Source organism: Serratia sp. (in: enterobacteria), from assembly GCF_051654945.1.
In the GTDB taxonomy this organism is placed as follows: domain Bacteria; phylum Pseudomonadota; class Gammaproteobacteria; order Enterobacterales; family Enterobacteriaceae; genus Chania.
Genome location: NZ_JBOFZA010000118.1, coordinates 576120 through 591114, shown reverse-complemented (window position 1 = coordinate 591114; position 14995 = coordinate 576120). Strand labels below are relative to the sequence as shown.

At 49.1% G+C, this 14995-nt stretch carries 13 protein-coding genes; 9 read left to right on the top strand and 4 right to left on the bottom strand.

Annotation, left to right across the window (positions count from 1 at the left end):
* Positions 1–24 precede the first annotated feature (24 nt).
* The gene (locus ACRDCA_RS28115; protein WP_438692436.1) at positions 25–1950 is read left to right on the top strand and encodes a hypothetical protein; all 1926 of its coding nucleotides are present in this window, start codon (positions 25–27) and stop codon (positions 1948–1950) included.
* Between the two features lie 202 nt (positions 1951–2152).
* Positions 2153–4111 carry a hypothetical protein gene (locus tag ACRDCA_RS28110; protein ID WP_438692435.1) on the top strand — a complete coding sequence of 653 codons (1959 nt, stop codon included), beginning with the start codon at positions 2153–2155 and terminating at the stop codon, positions 4109–4111.
* Positions 4112–4248: 137 nt separating this feature from the next.
* Here the strand turns inward: ACRDCA_RS28110 and ACRDCA_RS28105 are convergent, their stop codons facing one another.
* Complete coding sequence (locus ACRDCA_RS28105) at positions 4249–4986, bottom strand: class I SAM-dependent methyltransferase (protein WP_438692434.1); 738 nt, start codon at positions 4984–4986, stop codon at positions 4249–4251.
* Between the two features lie 123 nt (positions 4987–5109).
* Here ACRDCA_RS28105 and ACRDCA_RS28100 point away from each other — a divergent pair, with 123 nt between their 5' ends.
* Complete coding sequence (locus ACRDCA_RS28100; RefSeq protein WP_438692433.1) at positions 5110–5565, top strand: GNAT family N-acetyltransferase; 456 nt, start codon at positions 5110–5112, stop codon at positions 5563–5565.
* Between the two features lie 37 nt (positions 5566–5602).
* Here the strand turns inward: ACRDCA_RS28100 and ACRDCA_RS28095 are convergent, their stop codons facing one another.
* The 3 genes from ACRDCA_RS28095 to ACRDCA_RS28085 form a co-directional block, all read right to left on the bottom strand.
* Positions 5603–6130, bottom strand: coding sequence for a rhodanese family protein (locus ACRDCA_RS28095; RefSeq protein ID WP_438692432.1), 528 nt, complete (start codon positions 6128–6130; stop codon positions 5603–5605).
* A 7-nt stretch (positions 6131–6137) separates the two neighbouring features.
* Positions 6138–6440: an ArsR/SmtB family transcription factor gene (locus tag ACRDCA_RS28090; protein ID WP_438692431.1), complete on the bottom strand. Its 303-nt coding sequence runs from the start codon at positions 6438–6440 to the stop codon at positions 6138–6140.
* A gap of 117 nt (positions 6441–6557) precedes the next feature.
* Entirely contained in the window at positions 6558–7196 is a 639-nt protein-coding gene (locus ACRDCA_RS28085) for a LysE family transporter (protein ID WP_438692430.1), read from the bottom strand.
* 135 nt (positions 7197–7331) lie between these two features.
* Here ACRDCA_RS28085 and ACRDCA_RS28080 point away from each other — a divergent pair, with 135 nt between their 5' ends.
* The 6 genes from ACRDCA_RS28080 (at position 7332) to ACRDCA_RS28055 (ending at position 14948) form a co-directional block, all read left to right on the top strand.
* Positions 7332–8300 (top strand): TIGR04222 domain-containing membrane protein, encoded by a 969-nt coding sequence (locus ACRDCA_RS28080; protein WP_438692429.1) that lies wholly within the window; start codon positions 7332–7334, stop codon positions 8298–8300.
* Entirely contained in the window at positions 8293–9357 is a 1065-nt protein-coding gene (locus tag ACRDCA_RS28075; RefSeq protein ID WP_438692428.1) for a radical SAM protein, read from the top strand. The genes ACRDCA_RS28080 and ACRDCA_RS28075 overlap by 8 nt, the downstream gene beginning before the upstream one ends.
* A 552-nt stretch (positions 9358–9909) precedes the next feature.
* Entirely contained in the window at positions 9910–10440 is a 531-nt protein-coding gene (locus ACRDCA_RS28070; RefSeq protein ID WP_438692427.1) for a fimbrial protein, read from the top strand.
* Positions 10441–10538: 98 nt separating this feature from the next.
* Positions 10539–11216: a fimbrial biogenesis chaperone gene (locus ACRDCA_RS28065; protein WP_438692426.1), complete on the top strand. Its 678-nt coding sequence runs from the start codon at positions 10539–10541 to the stop codon at positions 11214–11216.
* Between the two features lie 78 nt (positions 11217–11294).
* Positions 11295–13865 carry a fimbria/pilus outer membrane usher protein gene (locus tag ACRDCA_RS28060; protein WP_438692425.1) on the top strand — a complete coding sequence of 857 codons (2571 nt, stop codon included), beginning with the start codon at positions 11295–11297 and terminating at the stop codon, positions 13863–13865.
* A 45-nt stretch (positions 13866–13910) separates the two neighbouring features.
* Positions 13911–14948, top strand: a complete 1038-nt coding sequence (locus tag ACRDCA_RS28055) for a fimbrial protein (protein WP_438692424.1) — start codon at positions 13911–13913, stop codon at positions 14946–14948.
* Positions 14949–14995: the final 47 nt, after the last annotated feature.

Genomic DNA, 14995 nt, shown 5'->3' with positions numbered 1-14995 from the left:
CTTTATTAAGAGGAGCGTAATTCTATGTGGTATAAAACAGGTACTATTAATTTAACCGCCAATAACGCAACTGTAACCGGAACTGGCACTACGTGGGCAGATGCCAAATTTGGCGTAATGCCAGGTATGATTTTATTGGCCCCTGATAATAAGCTGTATGAAGTTAAACAGGTTAATAGCAATACCTCGCTGACTCTGAACAGCAACTATGCAGGTTCAACGGCCAACGGGCAGAGCTACGCCATTATTACCACCTACGAGGGTGATATCAGTCAGTTCTCTGCCCGCTTTGCGGGAATGCTGACCTTCTTCCAAGGTAGCCGCAATGATACGGTGAGCTGGTTCACTGGTTCAGGGGATATGATCTTTACCAAGGATGACGGCACAAAATTGACTGTGCCGACGTTGGCGAAGATCCAGTCAGACTATCTATCTAGGTCATCAACGGCTAATCAACATGTAGCCGGATCTGTATCATTTAGCCAGCCGATGGGGGTGTCTCTTAGTACTTCGCCTGGTTTTTTACCTCGTGCGCAAGGTGCTTGGGTAGGTTGGAATCGAATGCAAGCAACACCTGGCTATGCAGACGGTGCAACTGAATTTATGAACCACAAAGGGACTCGCCCGGGAGGTTTTAACTTTTGGAACTCTGATGGTACAACAGCTGATATTCTAACCATAATTGGTTCAACAGGGAATATAACAACTAAAGGAGCCTTAACGTCTGTTGGCGATCAGCATATGCAAGCGAGTGCAAGTACGTCTAATCTCTTGTTGCGTTTTCGTGATCAATCTAATGTTGAAAAAAGTTCTATTTATGCGCAGACAGACACAGGGCAGTTAAATATTCGATGGAATGGCGTGGCAAACTCAGCTACTTTTAGAACTGATGGCTTTGTTTCCTTGTCTAACGGTCTGACATTTAATACGGCATATAATACAGCGGCATCAGTTCCTGATCTCGGCGGATTACCTGTGATTTTTAGGGGGCCAAATACCGGGGGAATATCTTCTGGAACCCCGAATACGGTAAATATCGGAACTCCATTTGGTTTTGCTGTTGTCCCTACATCAGAAGATGGATTGGCTGAAGGAGTTGAAAGAGGAAAACCCGTTTTCTCTGTCAGTGCTCGTTCTGGCATCGTTTATGCGCTTAATGACATCAAGGTAGGATCTCAGTCAGTTCTAAAGGCTGGAGATGGTGGGATTGGAGGTTCAACTTCGCAAACAGTAACGGATAATACTGCTGCAGGTGTTAACCAATTTTTCCGTTTTAATGCGAATACTTCAGGTGCGCCAAGTGCGAGCGCATGGGCTGGTGTCATGGGTGGGTATGATGGAGCATCCCGTTTTAAAATGGCATGGGCCATGGGCTCGGCAACTGTAGATCTGAGAACGCAAGTAAGAGCGCCAAATGGTACTCTCTCATCATGGTTATCCTTACGGCACAGTGGGAACACAACTGTAGATGCTAACGGCTTTATTAAAGCAGCTTCACCAATCGTTAAACTTTTCGGTACCGGTGAGAGCGAACTGAATGACCAAAGCCAAGGTGTTACCACTGAACGTATCGGCAAGGGGGTTTATCGTGTGTCCGGCGTTCGTGGCTTTAATGCTGACGGGGCCTGGGGCGGCGCTGGAAACGGCATCGAAATCCCGGTTGATGACAACAAACGCCCGTTAGTATGGGTAGAACCCAAAGTTTTACCAGATGGTGATATCGAGATCCGTACGTATCATCGTACGTATGACACCGGCCCATATCCAGCGCGTAATATCGAGGCTATGGATAGTGGAGAGGTTGGCCAGCAAAAGCAGCCGATCTTTATTGAGATGCCGGATGGTACACCGATTGATATCCCTGAAGGGCGATTTATTGATTTACGTGTTGAAATGCCAGTAATTGATGAACTTGAGCCAATATGTGATCTGGAATCAGTTCCAAGTTAATGGTAATTGATAAAGTTAAACCAGAGTAATTTCTTTGATGCTCACGTATAAAATAGAATAGGTGTCGTATTAATTATATTTTCAATATCTTTTTTAACGATTTTCATCTTTTTATTTTGGTTTGATAAATCATAAATCTTTATAAAGGTAAGTTAAGTATAACCCGCCGAGTGCGGTTTTTATATTTTTGGAGTTAATATCTATGTGGTACAAAACAGGCACTATCAATTTAACCGCCAATAACACAACCGTAACTGGTATAGGCACTGCGTGGGCCGATGCTAAATTCGGCGTGATGCCAGGTATGATTTTATTGGCCCCCGATAATAAGCTGTATGAAGTTAAACAGGTTAATAGCAATACCTCACTGACGCTAAACAGCAATTATGCAGGTTCAACGGCCAGCGGGCAAAGTTATGCGATTATCACTACCTACGAGGGTGATATTAGCCAGTTCTCCGCCCGTTTTGCGGCAATGCTGACCTTCTTCCAAGGCAGTCGCAATGATACGGTAAGTTGGTTTACCGGCTCAGGGGATATGACCTTCACTAAAGATGACGGTACAAAATTGGTTGTGCCGACGTTGGCGAAGATCCAATCGGATTCCGTATCCAGGACATTGAGCGATGACCAAAAAGTAGCCAGTACTGTCTTGTTTTCAAAGCCAACCAGATTGTCATCAATCGCGACTATCGGTTTTACCCCATCAACGCAGGGTGCATGGGTTAGCTGGGGGCGTGTTGGTGCGGGCGATACGGAAGGCTATAATGGCGCAACAGATTTTATTAACAATAGAGGTAACGGAGTTGGTGGGTGGAACTTTTGGAACAGTAATGGCACAACTACCAACTTGGCAGCAAAAATAAGCCCTAATGGATACATAACTACCGTTGGTGGGTTAATCTCAACTGGCGATCAGGTTATGCAAGCTGGGGCGACGACACCTAATTTGCTAATCAGGTTAAAAGATGTTTCTGGTGTAGAGAAAGGGGCTGTTTACGCCCAAACAGATACCGGAGCCATGAATATCCGCTGGAATGGCACGGCCTATACAATGGCTTGTCGCGCAGATGGTCTGGTCTCAGTACCTAAAGGCCATATTATAGCAACTGCATTATCAACACCCCAGGATGTTATTGATATAGTTGCGGCTAACAGCGCACCAATAACATTTCGTGGTACAGATTATTCTGGGTTTGATAAACCCAATAATTATAGCATTGGTACTTGGAACGGATTTTCGGTTATTCCTACAATTGCAAATGGTTTAGGGGCAGGGGTTGAACAGGGGAAACCAGTTTTTTTTGTTAATGCTAGAGCAGGGACTGCGCACGTTTTAAATAATTTATACATTGGGACTAAGAGCGTTATTAAATCAGGTGATTATGGTCTCGGTGGAGATGTACTAGGCGCTAATAACTTAAGCGATACGTATAGGTTTACCCATACGACAGGCAAGGCGGAAACTACATTTTTCTCTTATGAAGCGTCAAGTGTAACGGCTACAGTTGCTGCTGGTTTACCGGTTCCTGCATGGATAAGTAATAATACTTGGGGATTCGGTTTAAGAATTCTTAGAGCAAACTCTGCTCTTACCCAAAGTGTTGATATTATTCTCAGTAATAATGGTCGGATGGGGTATCGCTATTATGGTAATGGTGGAAAGGATTATGAGTTCTTCACAACTGGAAATACCACCGTAGACGCCAACGGCTTCCTGAAAAAAGCCTCCCCGATCGCACGCCTAACCAGCAACCCAGAAAAAATGAAAGACGAATTCCTGGATGGTTTCACCCTGTCCGGGCTGGCGGCGGTCAATGGCGAAGCCGCAGGTGTTACCGCTGAGCGAGTCTCAGTCGGCGTATACAAAGTGACAGGTTCGCTAGGTTTCGCCCTGGAAGGCTGGAATATCGAAGTCCCGCAGGACGTCAATGGCAATCGCCTGTGCTTTGTCGCGACCGAAGCCGACGAAGACGGCACGATCACGGTCAAGGTCAGCAAACGCCGCTTTGATATTGATACCGCAGCGATTGTTGCTGGCGAGCCGATGGATATTCCGGAAGGGCGCTGGATCGATCTGCGTTTGGAAATGCCGCCGGTTGAGGAGGTTCAGTGCGAACCAGAACCAGAAAGCAACGACGGTGAAATGACAGCCGAGTAAGTGGTATTGGCGGTGAAACGGTGTTGTTCTGTCGTTGCCCAGAACCGTTTTGCCGTGAACAAGTTTGAACAGTATTGGGGGGAGGCAGCCTCCCCAATATTGGATGTTTTAACGATGTTTAACGCAGTGAACAGCCATTACGCAGCGGGTTTTTGTACCGCCAGGATAAAGATCATCGGACGCTCTTTTTCTTCATCCAGTGTCGGGTTATCGGCGATCTGTTGAGCAGATGGACCCCATTCATTTAAGTAACGGATGGTGAATCCTTGCTGTACCAGCAAATTAATGTAGGTGCCCAGCATACGGTGTTGTTTGATCACCCCTTCCGCCAGCCAGTTGGAAATACGTTTTCCTTCTTGCTGATAACCATTGATCGGCCAGGACTTTTGCCCTACCTCATCCACTAACCAGCCCTGATGCTTTGGCGCAGTATAAATCGGGTGCTCGGCCGTAAAAATAAACTCCCCACTATTCACCAATGCCTGATAAACGGTTGCGAACAGCTTACCGAGGTCTTCGATATAGTGCAGCGTCAGCGAGCTATAAACCAAATCGAAACTGGCCGCCGGGAGCTGTAGCGCTTCCAGATCCTGCTGGCGGTATTCAATCGCCGGATCCTCGGTCATCACCTTCGCTTTGCCCAGCATCTTCTCTGAAAGATCCATTCCCAGCACCCGATCCGCACCTTGCTCACGAGCGCTGCGGCAGAACCAGCCGTAACCACAGCCAAGATCGACCACCTTTTTGCCCTGTAAATCTGGCAGAATGCTGCGGATGGTTGGCCATTCCGGCGCGCCATCCAACCCCTGCACCGAACGGCTGAGTTGTGCATAGCCGTCGAAGAAGGTCTGATTGTCATAGATATTTTGTGACATAACGTCTCCCGTATTCAATAAACCGCATAGTAGTGCGGTGTGTTAATGGTATTCGTTCGGCAATCCGACTACCAACAAAAATAGGGCATAATAGGGCTACCACAGAATAAATCAGGAGTTTGGGTGAACATTATTTCGGTGCGTCGGGAGCCAGCCTATCTCGATATGGCTATCGAGTATTTCCAGCGTCAGTGGGCCTCGCCGGAGACCATGATGCTCTATCAAGATTCAATTACCCGTTGTATCGGCGCAGAAAATCCATTGCCACAGTGGTATTTATTGCTGGATGGGGAAAACGTTGTGGGTTGCGTAGGGCTTATCACCAATGACTTTATCAGCCGCATGGAACTGTATCCGTGGCTGTGTGCGCTGTATGTCGATGAGCGTTATCGTGGGCAGGGCTGCGGCGCATTGTTGGTCAATCACGTAGCCAAGGTCACTGGCGAACTGGGATTTCACCGTTTGCATCTGTGCACTGACCATGTTGGCTACTACGAAAGATTGGGTTTCAATTTTGACGGGCCTGGTTATCACCCGTGGGGTGAGTCATCACGGGTCTATTCACTGGATCTTATTTAAGTGTGCCCAACCTTGCGAGTAGGGTTGGGCTAGCAGCTTACTTTGGCTGGTTCCAAGGCATTTTGGCCAATAGTGTCGCCATGCCGCAAAACCCGCTGATCCCGGCAAACAGCAACCCGGCACCGACAAAACCGGGCAACAGGAAGAACAGGGGAGAGCTTGCATAGCCCAAGATCGTCCCTGCCAGAATCAAGGAACCCGCAGCAATCTGCACCTGTCGCATGATGGGCAGCGGCTGGTTCTTACCCTTCACAACATCCAATCCCTGTTGTTTCCATCCATTGATGCCCCCCTCCAGCAGGTAAACCTTTGCTGGTGTTGCGGCCGCTGCCAAAAGCGCTGCGTTTTGTGCCGTACGGCGGCCAGACTGGCAGTGAAAAATCACCACATCCTGTTCGCTAAGCGCCTGCGGATTCCCACCTTTCTCAACATCGGGCAACGAGAGTAAGCTGGCCTGGGCAATATGCTCGTGGGCATATTCATCCCCCCCGCGTATATCTACTAGCCGTGCTCCCTGCATGATTAATTTCTGCGCTTGCTGTGCTGTGATGGTTTCTACGTTCATGGCGTCCTCAGGGGCAATAGATGGCTTTTAACGTGCTGATGATTTGCTGCACGGCGCTATTTTTAATCGAGTAGTTGATGCGTTGCCGGTCTCGGGTACTTGCAATCAACCCTTCTTCGCGCATCTTGGCCAGATGCTGTGAAGTGGCGGAAGGGCTAAGCCCGGTAGCTAACGCCAACTCACCGGCGCTGGTACCTGGAGCATCCACCAGCATGCAAAGGATCAGCAAGCGGCGGGGATTGCTCATGGCTTTGAGCAGGGTGGCTGCGGCATCGGCACTGGCAAGCAGTGAGGCGTTTTCTTCATTCATAGTTTATTTTAGTGTTTACTAAATTTAGTAAACACTAAAATATATAGGGAGAAAATGCACGTACTTTTTCGATGGCGTGCCAAGCAGATGGCTCCGATGATCAAAGAGGTGAACCCGCTAGAGAGATCTGCGCGTCAGGCCTTCATAAATCAGCTTAACGGCGAATGCCCCAATCACCACGCCGATGACCCGGCTGGCTACCCGTTGCATATTGGCATAGGAGCGCCGTACCGCTGGCAGAGAGAATGCCTGGCTGAGGAAAACGCGCCAGATTACCGAACTGAGCACGATCCCTAACCAGGCGCTCAGTTTGGCCCAGGTAGGCGTTGCAGCGTTTAGTGTCACGGAGAAGATGCTGATGAAAAACAGCACTGTCTGCGGGTTGGAGAGATCGGTGATCAGGCCCCGGCGAAAGAAGACATGCCAAGGTGCACTGAGCGGTTGTTGCAGCGCAGAGGAATGTGGAGTGGTTTGCTTACTCATACTTTTATAGGCAAACCACAGCAGATACAGCCCGCCAACGACCTTGATGACCGAGAATATCCCCTCACATTGGGTGATCAACGTAGCCATACCGAACAACCCCAGCCCCGAGTAAATCGCATCGCCCAGCGCCACGCCAAACCCGGTCAACATGCCTGCCCGGCTACCGGAGGCCAGACTGGTTTGTACCACGACGAACAGGTTAGCGCCGGGGTTGAAAAAGGTTAATACAAACAGGCCGATCGTCAGGGTTATTGCATGCAGCGGATCCATCTCGGCTATCCTTGAATTGCGCCCAAACGCCAATGATATTGTGAGTCCTGCTCAAGAGATGCGAATCGCATCACACCCACAGCTGAGTTATGATATCCACATCGCGAAGAGTCAGGTTTAAACGGAATTAACCCTATGACATGGACAGTCTACAGTAACCCTATTGCCGATATGTATGGCCCCTGGTTTCTGGCGTTTTATCTGACCTATTGCATCCTGCTGATGTGGTTGGTATCACGCACCCGGCGTCGTTACCTTCGCTCATTCGCTCCCTCTGGTTCTGCTTCAATTTCGCTACCGCCAAAAATCGATCCTTACTATATAGCCTGGCTCAGAGGCGGCATCGATCACGTGCTCAAACTGGCCATGATGCGCCTCTCTTATGAAGGGCTATTAACGGCCGGACGGCAAAAAGGCAAAACCTTTACCCGGCCGTACCCCAGCAATCAGGAAAAAGCCGCCCAGCGAGAGCAAAAGCTCAGCCGGTTGGAACATTCGGTGCTGCTGTGCTTCGAGCCTGGGGCGGAGCAAAAGAAAGCGTGGGCATTTTCTTCCCTGCGCCCGCTCTATCGGGAGTTCGATGCTCAGGCCCAGCGGGAAGGCTATACCTATCCCGCCAGCTACCAGCGAACCAGCCTCGGGATGCTGTGGGCTGGTTTGGGGCTGATGCTTGGCATGGGGGGGTATAAGCTGAGCGTGGCTTGGTTGAAGGGCCATCACAACGTCGGGTTCCTGATTGTGCTAATGCTGTTTTTCGGCTGGATCTATTATCTGATTTTGTTACGCAACCGAGCGGGTAAGGCCCAACTGACCCCCAAAGGGGAAAAGCTGCTCAGTCAGTTATCCGCCACGTTGCCAAAGGATAAAAAATCCCTTAAACAGTTGGATATTGCCATGGTCGCCGTCGCGCTCGATGACGATCGGCAGGTCTATTCTAACTGTCCTTTTGGGCGGCAGGCCTATGCACTCTTTCTAATGCCAGTGGTCGGTAGTGCAGCAGGAGGTGACGGTTCCTCGTCACCAAGCAGTTCTGATTCAGGTAGCAGCAGCGATTCAAGCAGTTCAAGCGGATGTTCAGGCTGCGGTGGGTGCGGCGGTGATTGATGAGCAACGCATTGCCTGTCGCCAGCTAGATTCGGTTAATCCCATCAGGCTTAACCGGCTAACGGTGCAGTGGCACATCACCGATCGGTGTAACCTGCGCTGTCAGCACTGCTATCAGGAAAGCTATCGCCACCATGGCCCGGATCTCTCCAGCATGAAGCAGATTGCGCAGCAGATTTTTGAACTGCATCGGCAGGTAGGGGGCGGCAATCCGATACCGCTGCAAGTGACGTTAACCGGCGGGGAACCCTGTTCACACCCAGACTTTCCGGCGCTGCTCGAGTATTTGGCGGCTCAGCCAAGTGCACCGTCGTTAGCCATTTTGAGCAATGGTTCCGCTATTGACGAACAATGGGCTGCAAGATTCGCCAGGCTAAAAGTGAAGTTTGTTCAACTTAGTGTGGAAGGCACAGAACAGACCCATGACGCGATCCGTGGGCGCGGGCATTTTCAGCAGGTGCTGAAGGCCACCAGGCATTTGGCCGATGCCGGAGTGCGGGTGCTTTGGTCTTTCACTGCCCACAGCCAGAACAGCCAGGAGTTTATGCAGGTTGCCGAACTGGCTTATGAGGCGAAAGTAAACCGCTTATGGTCCGATCGCCTGATCCCCACCGACCACCGTGATGCGCCATTAACCCTGGATGTGCAGCAAAGCTCAGACTACTTCCAGCAAATGGCATTGGCCAAAGAATGCCTTCAGGCCAAAGCGGGAAACCAGACCGAGATTGCCATGATCCGTGCCTTACAGTTTCAGGAAGCCGGGAGCCAGCCTTACCGATGCAGCGCAGGCGCGGAGCTGATCACTATTATGCCGGACGGTAGCATATTGCCTTGCCGTAGAATGCCGATTAACGTCGGCAACCTCTGGCAACGCCCGCTGGCGGAGATCTATCATCAAGCCCCACGGTTACGCCAGCTTAGAGGATTTAGCGCGCCGCCAGAATGTCAGTCTTGCCTTTATCGAACCAACTGCCGGGGAGGACTGCGTTGTTTGGCTTATGCTCTGCATAACGATCCTTTCCGGGCCGATCCGGCCTGCCGTTATCAGGCAGATTGACGGCAAAGGGAGCGGAGCGACTATTCCTGGCCGGTAGGAATAAAACATTAGCAAGGGCAATTCAAGTCGATTCCCAGACTCCATGATATAATTTAACATCTTATAAACTTTTCATTAATTACTTTTCCTGTCGGCCTGCCTTGTTATTTTCATTGATATAACCTTGAAGCGTAATGCAATTATTTAGGCTCGGTGTATTTGTCTTATTATTGCTGGTGTGGCTAGGTAATAAAATAAACTTCAAAGTCCAATAGTGGATTCTTATACTACATTTGCACCTGAAATAGGTTGAGATGCTTTTGATGCTATGGATAATACGCAGCAACAGGTAAGAGCTTGCTAAGTAAAACGAGAAACATCTTGCGATGACCATAATATTGTTACCGTGGTTATGTTATTAGGTTTCGATTTATTGCTGAGAGGGCGCTTGCTGGTTGGCTGTAAAAAAATATCAATCATGGAAAAGCCAGGTGAATGACTACCCACTTTCAAAATTGGCAGTGAGATTGTTTTCATTTATTGGCGAACATTTTATTATTAAGGAATATTTTTATGAAAAAGAATCTTATTGCTGCTGCTATCGTTTCCGCTGCCATTCTGTCTGCTGCTTCTGTAATGGCTGCTGATGGTCAAGTTAATTTCAAAGGCGAAATCATCGATTCCGCTTGCGAAGTAGTGAATAACGTAAGTAGCCCGCTGGACGTGACCCTGGGTCAAGTTGCTAAAACAGCCTTCACTGGCGCGGGCTCAACTACTGCAGCAACGAAGTTCATCCTGCAATTGCAAAACTGCCCGGATTCTGTGACCAAAGCTGCGGTCAAGTTTGATGGTACCGCTGATGCTGGCGACAATAACGTGCTGCAGCTGACTCAGGAAACTGGTGTGGCTACCGGCGTTGGTATCCAGTTGTCTGATGCGTCAGATGCGGTTCTGCCATTGTTCACTGCATCAACGTCTTACCCGCTGGTTGCTGGTACTGCGGTTAACAGCCTGGGCTTCGTAGCACGCTACATTGCTACGTCAGATACCGTTAATGCTGGTCCGGCAAACTCTGTAGCCAGCTTCTCTGTTATCTACAACTAATATTTCTCTCCAGGGTGCCTAACCCACGGTGATGAATATCCGGTTCAGCGGCATTAGCCGCTGAACCGTTCTTCTTAATATTTACGTGGATCTATAAAATGAAATTATTACCTACCACACTGGCCGTTACTTTATTTGTGACTGCTTCGTTTGCACAAGCTGGCGTTATTATTGGTGGCACCAGGCTGATCTATGATGGGGCAAAAAAGGAGTCTTCACTGAGCGTCAACAATCCGGACAAAGTGCCATATTTGATCCAGTCCTGGGTCGATGTCACTGACGGTGGTGCTGAGAAAGCCCCCTTTATGATCACACCGCCTTTATTCCGTCTTGAGGGCGGGCAGCAAAATATCCTACGGGTGATACGTGCCGGCGGAAATTTAGCCGGAGACAAAGAATCTCTTTATTGGATAAACATTAAATCCATCCCGTCTTCGGAGAAACAAGAAGGCAAGAACACCTTACAGGTGGCGGTAAAGGCACGCCTAAAACTGATTTACCGCCCTCAAGGTTTGAAAGGGATCCCTGAAGAGGTTGCACAAAACCTGAAATGGCAGCGCGTTGGTAATCAGTTACAAGTAACTAATCCAACCCCCTTTTACATGAATTTTCAACAGGTAACGTTGGCAGGTAAAGAAGTGACGAGTGCGACCTATGTAGCGCCAATGGGCAGAGCCAGCTTTGCCCTGCCTGCGGGGGCGACCAACGGCAGCGTGACCTGGAAAATTATCAGCGATTACGGCGGAACTGGTGCGCTCCATACCGGCGGACTGTAAGACCGTGCAAGCAAGCGTTCTTACAGGGCAGTAGGAACACATCAATCATCGGGCCTTGACGTTTTGGAGCAGTAACGGATGAACAGCACACAACACAAAAAAATAGGGCGCAAGACCCCGCGCCTTAGCCAACTGGCCTGGTTGATTACCTTGTTAACGAGCGGTCTTACTTTTAGCGTTATGGCACGTGACTACTTTAATCCTGAACTGCTGCAGGTTGATAATCCACAGCAGGGCAAGACAGACCTGTCGGTGTACGAAGACAGCGGGAGCCAGGCGCCAGGAACCTACCATGTTGATATTTACATGAATAACGACAGGGTAGATACACGTGATGTCGACTTTATTATCTCTGCGGATAAAAAGGATCTGCAACCTTGCCTGAGCACTAAAGACCTGGAGGCGATGGGCATAAAAACCAAGCTATTCCCAGGGTTGGGGGAGGGGAAATGTGCCGATCTAAGCGCAATTCCGCAGGCCAGTGCGGAGCTACGCTTCGGTGCGCAGCAACTGTTGATCAGTATCCCCCAGGCGGCTGTATCGCAGGCAGCACGGGGTTATGTCTCTCCCGACATGTGGGACGATGGCATTGCGGCATTTTTGCTGAACTACAGTATGTCCGGTGCCAATAACTACGCGCGTAACAACAACGCGCGCGATAGCAGCAGTCAATATGTCAACCTGCGCCCGGGCATAAACTTTGGGGCCTGGCGGTTGCGTAATTACTCGACTTACAACAGCAGCAACAATGCTCAGGATAAGTTCAGCTCCGTCTATACCTATGCCCAACGCAATATTCTGGCGCTGAAAAGCCAGCTGACGCTGGGTGACAGCAGTTCGCCATCAGAGGTGTTTGACAGCATCCCGTTCCGCGGCGCACAGCTAGCCTCGGATGACGATATGATGCCGGACAGCATGAAGGGTTATGCGCCGGTTGTCCGTGGGATCGCGCGTAGCAATGCACAGGTCATCATCCGTCAGAACGGCTATATGATTTATCAGAGCTATGTGCCGCCGGGTGCTTTTGAAATTACCGATATGTACCCAACCGGCGGTAGCGGTGACCTGTACGTCACCATTAAAGAAGCCGACGGTAGTGAACAGCAACTGGTTATTCCTTATGCGTCACTACCGGTTTTGCAGCGCGAAGGGCGTTTAAAATTTTCCCTGACCGGCGGGCAGTATCGTTCCTACGATAGCGATGTAGACAAAACGCCGTTTAGCCAGGGCACCGCCATTTATGGCCTGCCGTTTGGTTTTACCGGCTACGGCGGTGGGCAATTTGCCAGCCAATATCAGTCGTTAGCGATGGGGATGGGGAATAACCTCGGTGACTTTGGTGCGCTCTCTGTGGATGTTACCCAAGCCTGGGCCACTATGCAGGAGTTGGCGAAAGATAGCGGCCAGTCTTGGCGCATTCGTTACAGCAAGAACTTGGTGCAGACCGGCACCAACTTCGCGATTGCCGGTTACCGCTATTCTACGGCGGGTTATTACAGCATGCAGGAAGTGCTGGATACCTATCGTGATGGCAACAGCAGCCCGCTGACCGAGCGCAGGCGTAACCGTGCTGAACTGACCATAAACCAAAACCTGTGGCAGGACGCCGGATCGCTATCGATAAGCCTGGTGAGTGAAGATTACTGGAACAGTGGCCGCAACATGAAGTCCGCTGGTGTGGGCTATAACAACAGCTGGAATGGAATCAGCTACGGGCTGAATTATAGCTACAACGTAAATTCGACGGCGGGCAGCAATTACAGTGATAACAACGGCAGCAGTAGCAGCAGTGGGCGGATCTACGATCGCGATCAGATGTTCGCTTTTAATATCAGCGTGCCGTTGTCCCGCTGGTTAAACAATAGCTATGCCACCTACAGCATGAATACCAGCCAGAAAGGGGGAACGACGAATACCCTGGGCTTGAATGGTTCAGCGCTGGCAGACCACAACCTGAGCTGGAGTGTACAGGAAGGTTATGGCAGCCAGGGGGTTGGCAATAGCGCCAATATGAATGCCGACTACCGTGGCACCTATGGTGAAGTCAATGGCGGCTATGCCTACGACCAAAACAGCCAACGGCTGAATTATGGCGTGCAGGGCGGGGTGGTGGTACATGAAAATGGCGTGACGCTGGGGCAATCACTGGGTGAAACCATTGCGCTGGTGCAGGCACCGGGAGCGGTTGGCGTCGGTGTCAGCAACCAGACCGGGGTGAAAACCGATTGGCGGGGTTATGCCGTGGTGCCTTATGCCTCGCCTTATCGCAAAAATCAGGTGCAGTTAAATACCGAAACGCTGCCCGAAGACGTAGATCTGGCTCTGACCAGCGAAAACGTGGTTCCCACGCGCGGTGCCGTGGTACGGGCGAGCTTTAACGCCAACGTCGGCCAGCGTGCACTGATGACGATATTACATGAAGGAGCACCGCTGCCATTTGGCGCGACGCTCACCGATCCTGCGCAGAAAAATAGCCAGGCGTTTATCGTTGGTGACAGTGGGCAAGTGTATCTGACCGGTTTAGCGGCCAGTGGCATATTGATCGCCAAATGGGGTAATGAGAATTCGCAACAGTGTCAGGTGAAATACTCCCTGACAACACAATCAACAGATACCGGTATTCAGACAACGAATGGAATGTGTCATTGATTTAAAAAATCGACACGACGTTTCATTATGGATTTCTGGAGTAAAATGATGAGAATTAATAAGCTAATTTCAAAGATTATTCGATGCAGGCTGGTGTTCAAGCTACTTGGTTTATTGGTTATTGGGCTGTTTACAGCAAATAATGCCTATGCGTTAGCTTGTAAAAATGCAACTGATGGAAATGCCTATTTAACCGATAATCTTACCTCTGCTTCCGTACCCAAATCAGCACCCAACGGTACAGTAATTTGGCGTTCAGAAAATAGGACCATGACTGTTAAATGTTGGAAAGACCAGGCAGGGAATGGTGGGCTAGAAGCGGAGGCTGAGAACGTATATACCTATCTTAATCCATATGCTAGCTTTCAACGTGGATATGGGATATCCATAGGAATTGTGGCTAATGGCCAGACTATCGATATGAATAACTACCGTATGATAATTCCAAATGTCATTGTCCCTTATTGCAATCAGGGGGCGGATTGGTGTAGGGATAATGCATCCGTAACCTTTACGTGGAATTATTATGTATACATTTCGAAGGTGGGTGATTTATTTGGTGATTACTACGGAGCGGATAATTATCTTCCCGTTTTCCAAATCGACGGCGCTGGTGGATTAAATACAAATCCAAACTCAAATTTCATATATAATATCTCCGGTATGCGTAATGTCAGATTTATAAATTGTAATACAACTGTTTCAGTTACGCCAAGTGATATTAATTTTGGCACTATTGTGGTGCCGGAAAACGTACAGGTTGGGCAGCTTGCCAAATCCAGTAATTTTAAAGCAACGGTGACAAAAGATTGTAGCTCGCCATTTAAATTAACAGCTATTTATAGTTCGCCTGCAGATAAATTTGGTGCGGATACGTTGGATATGAGGAATGGATTAGGGATCAAGATTAAAAATATCATGACTGATTCCTATATACAATATGGTGATATCAATAGCTTTGCTGACCTTTCAGTAAATAACTCTATAGATATTCCATTTGCCGCTGAGTTGTCTTGGATTAAGAGTGTGGCTGCTTTAGGGGTGTTTAATTCTTCCCTTACGATTACTGTGTATTATAACTGACGGTAGTAGGTTGCTTGTTTGGTGTCTAATGGGTTTTTTTTAAATAT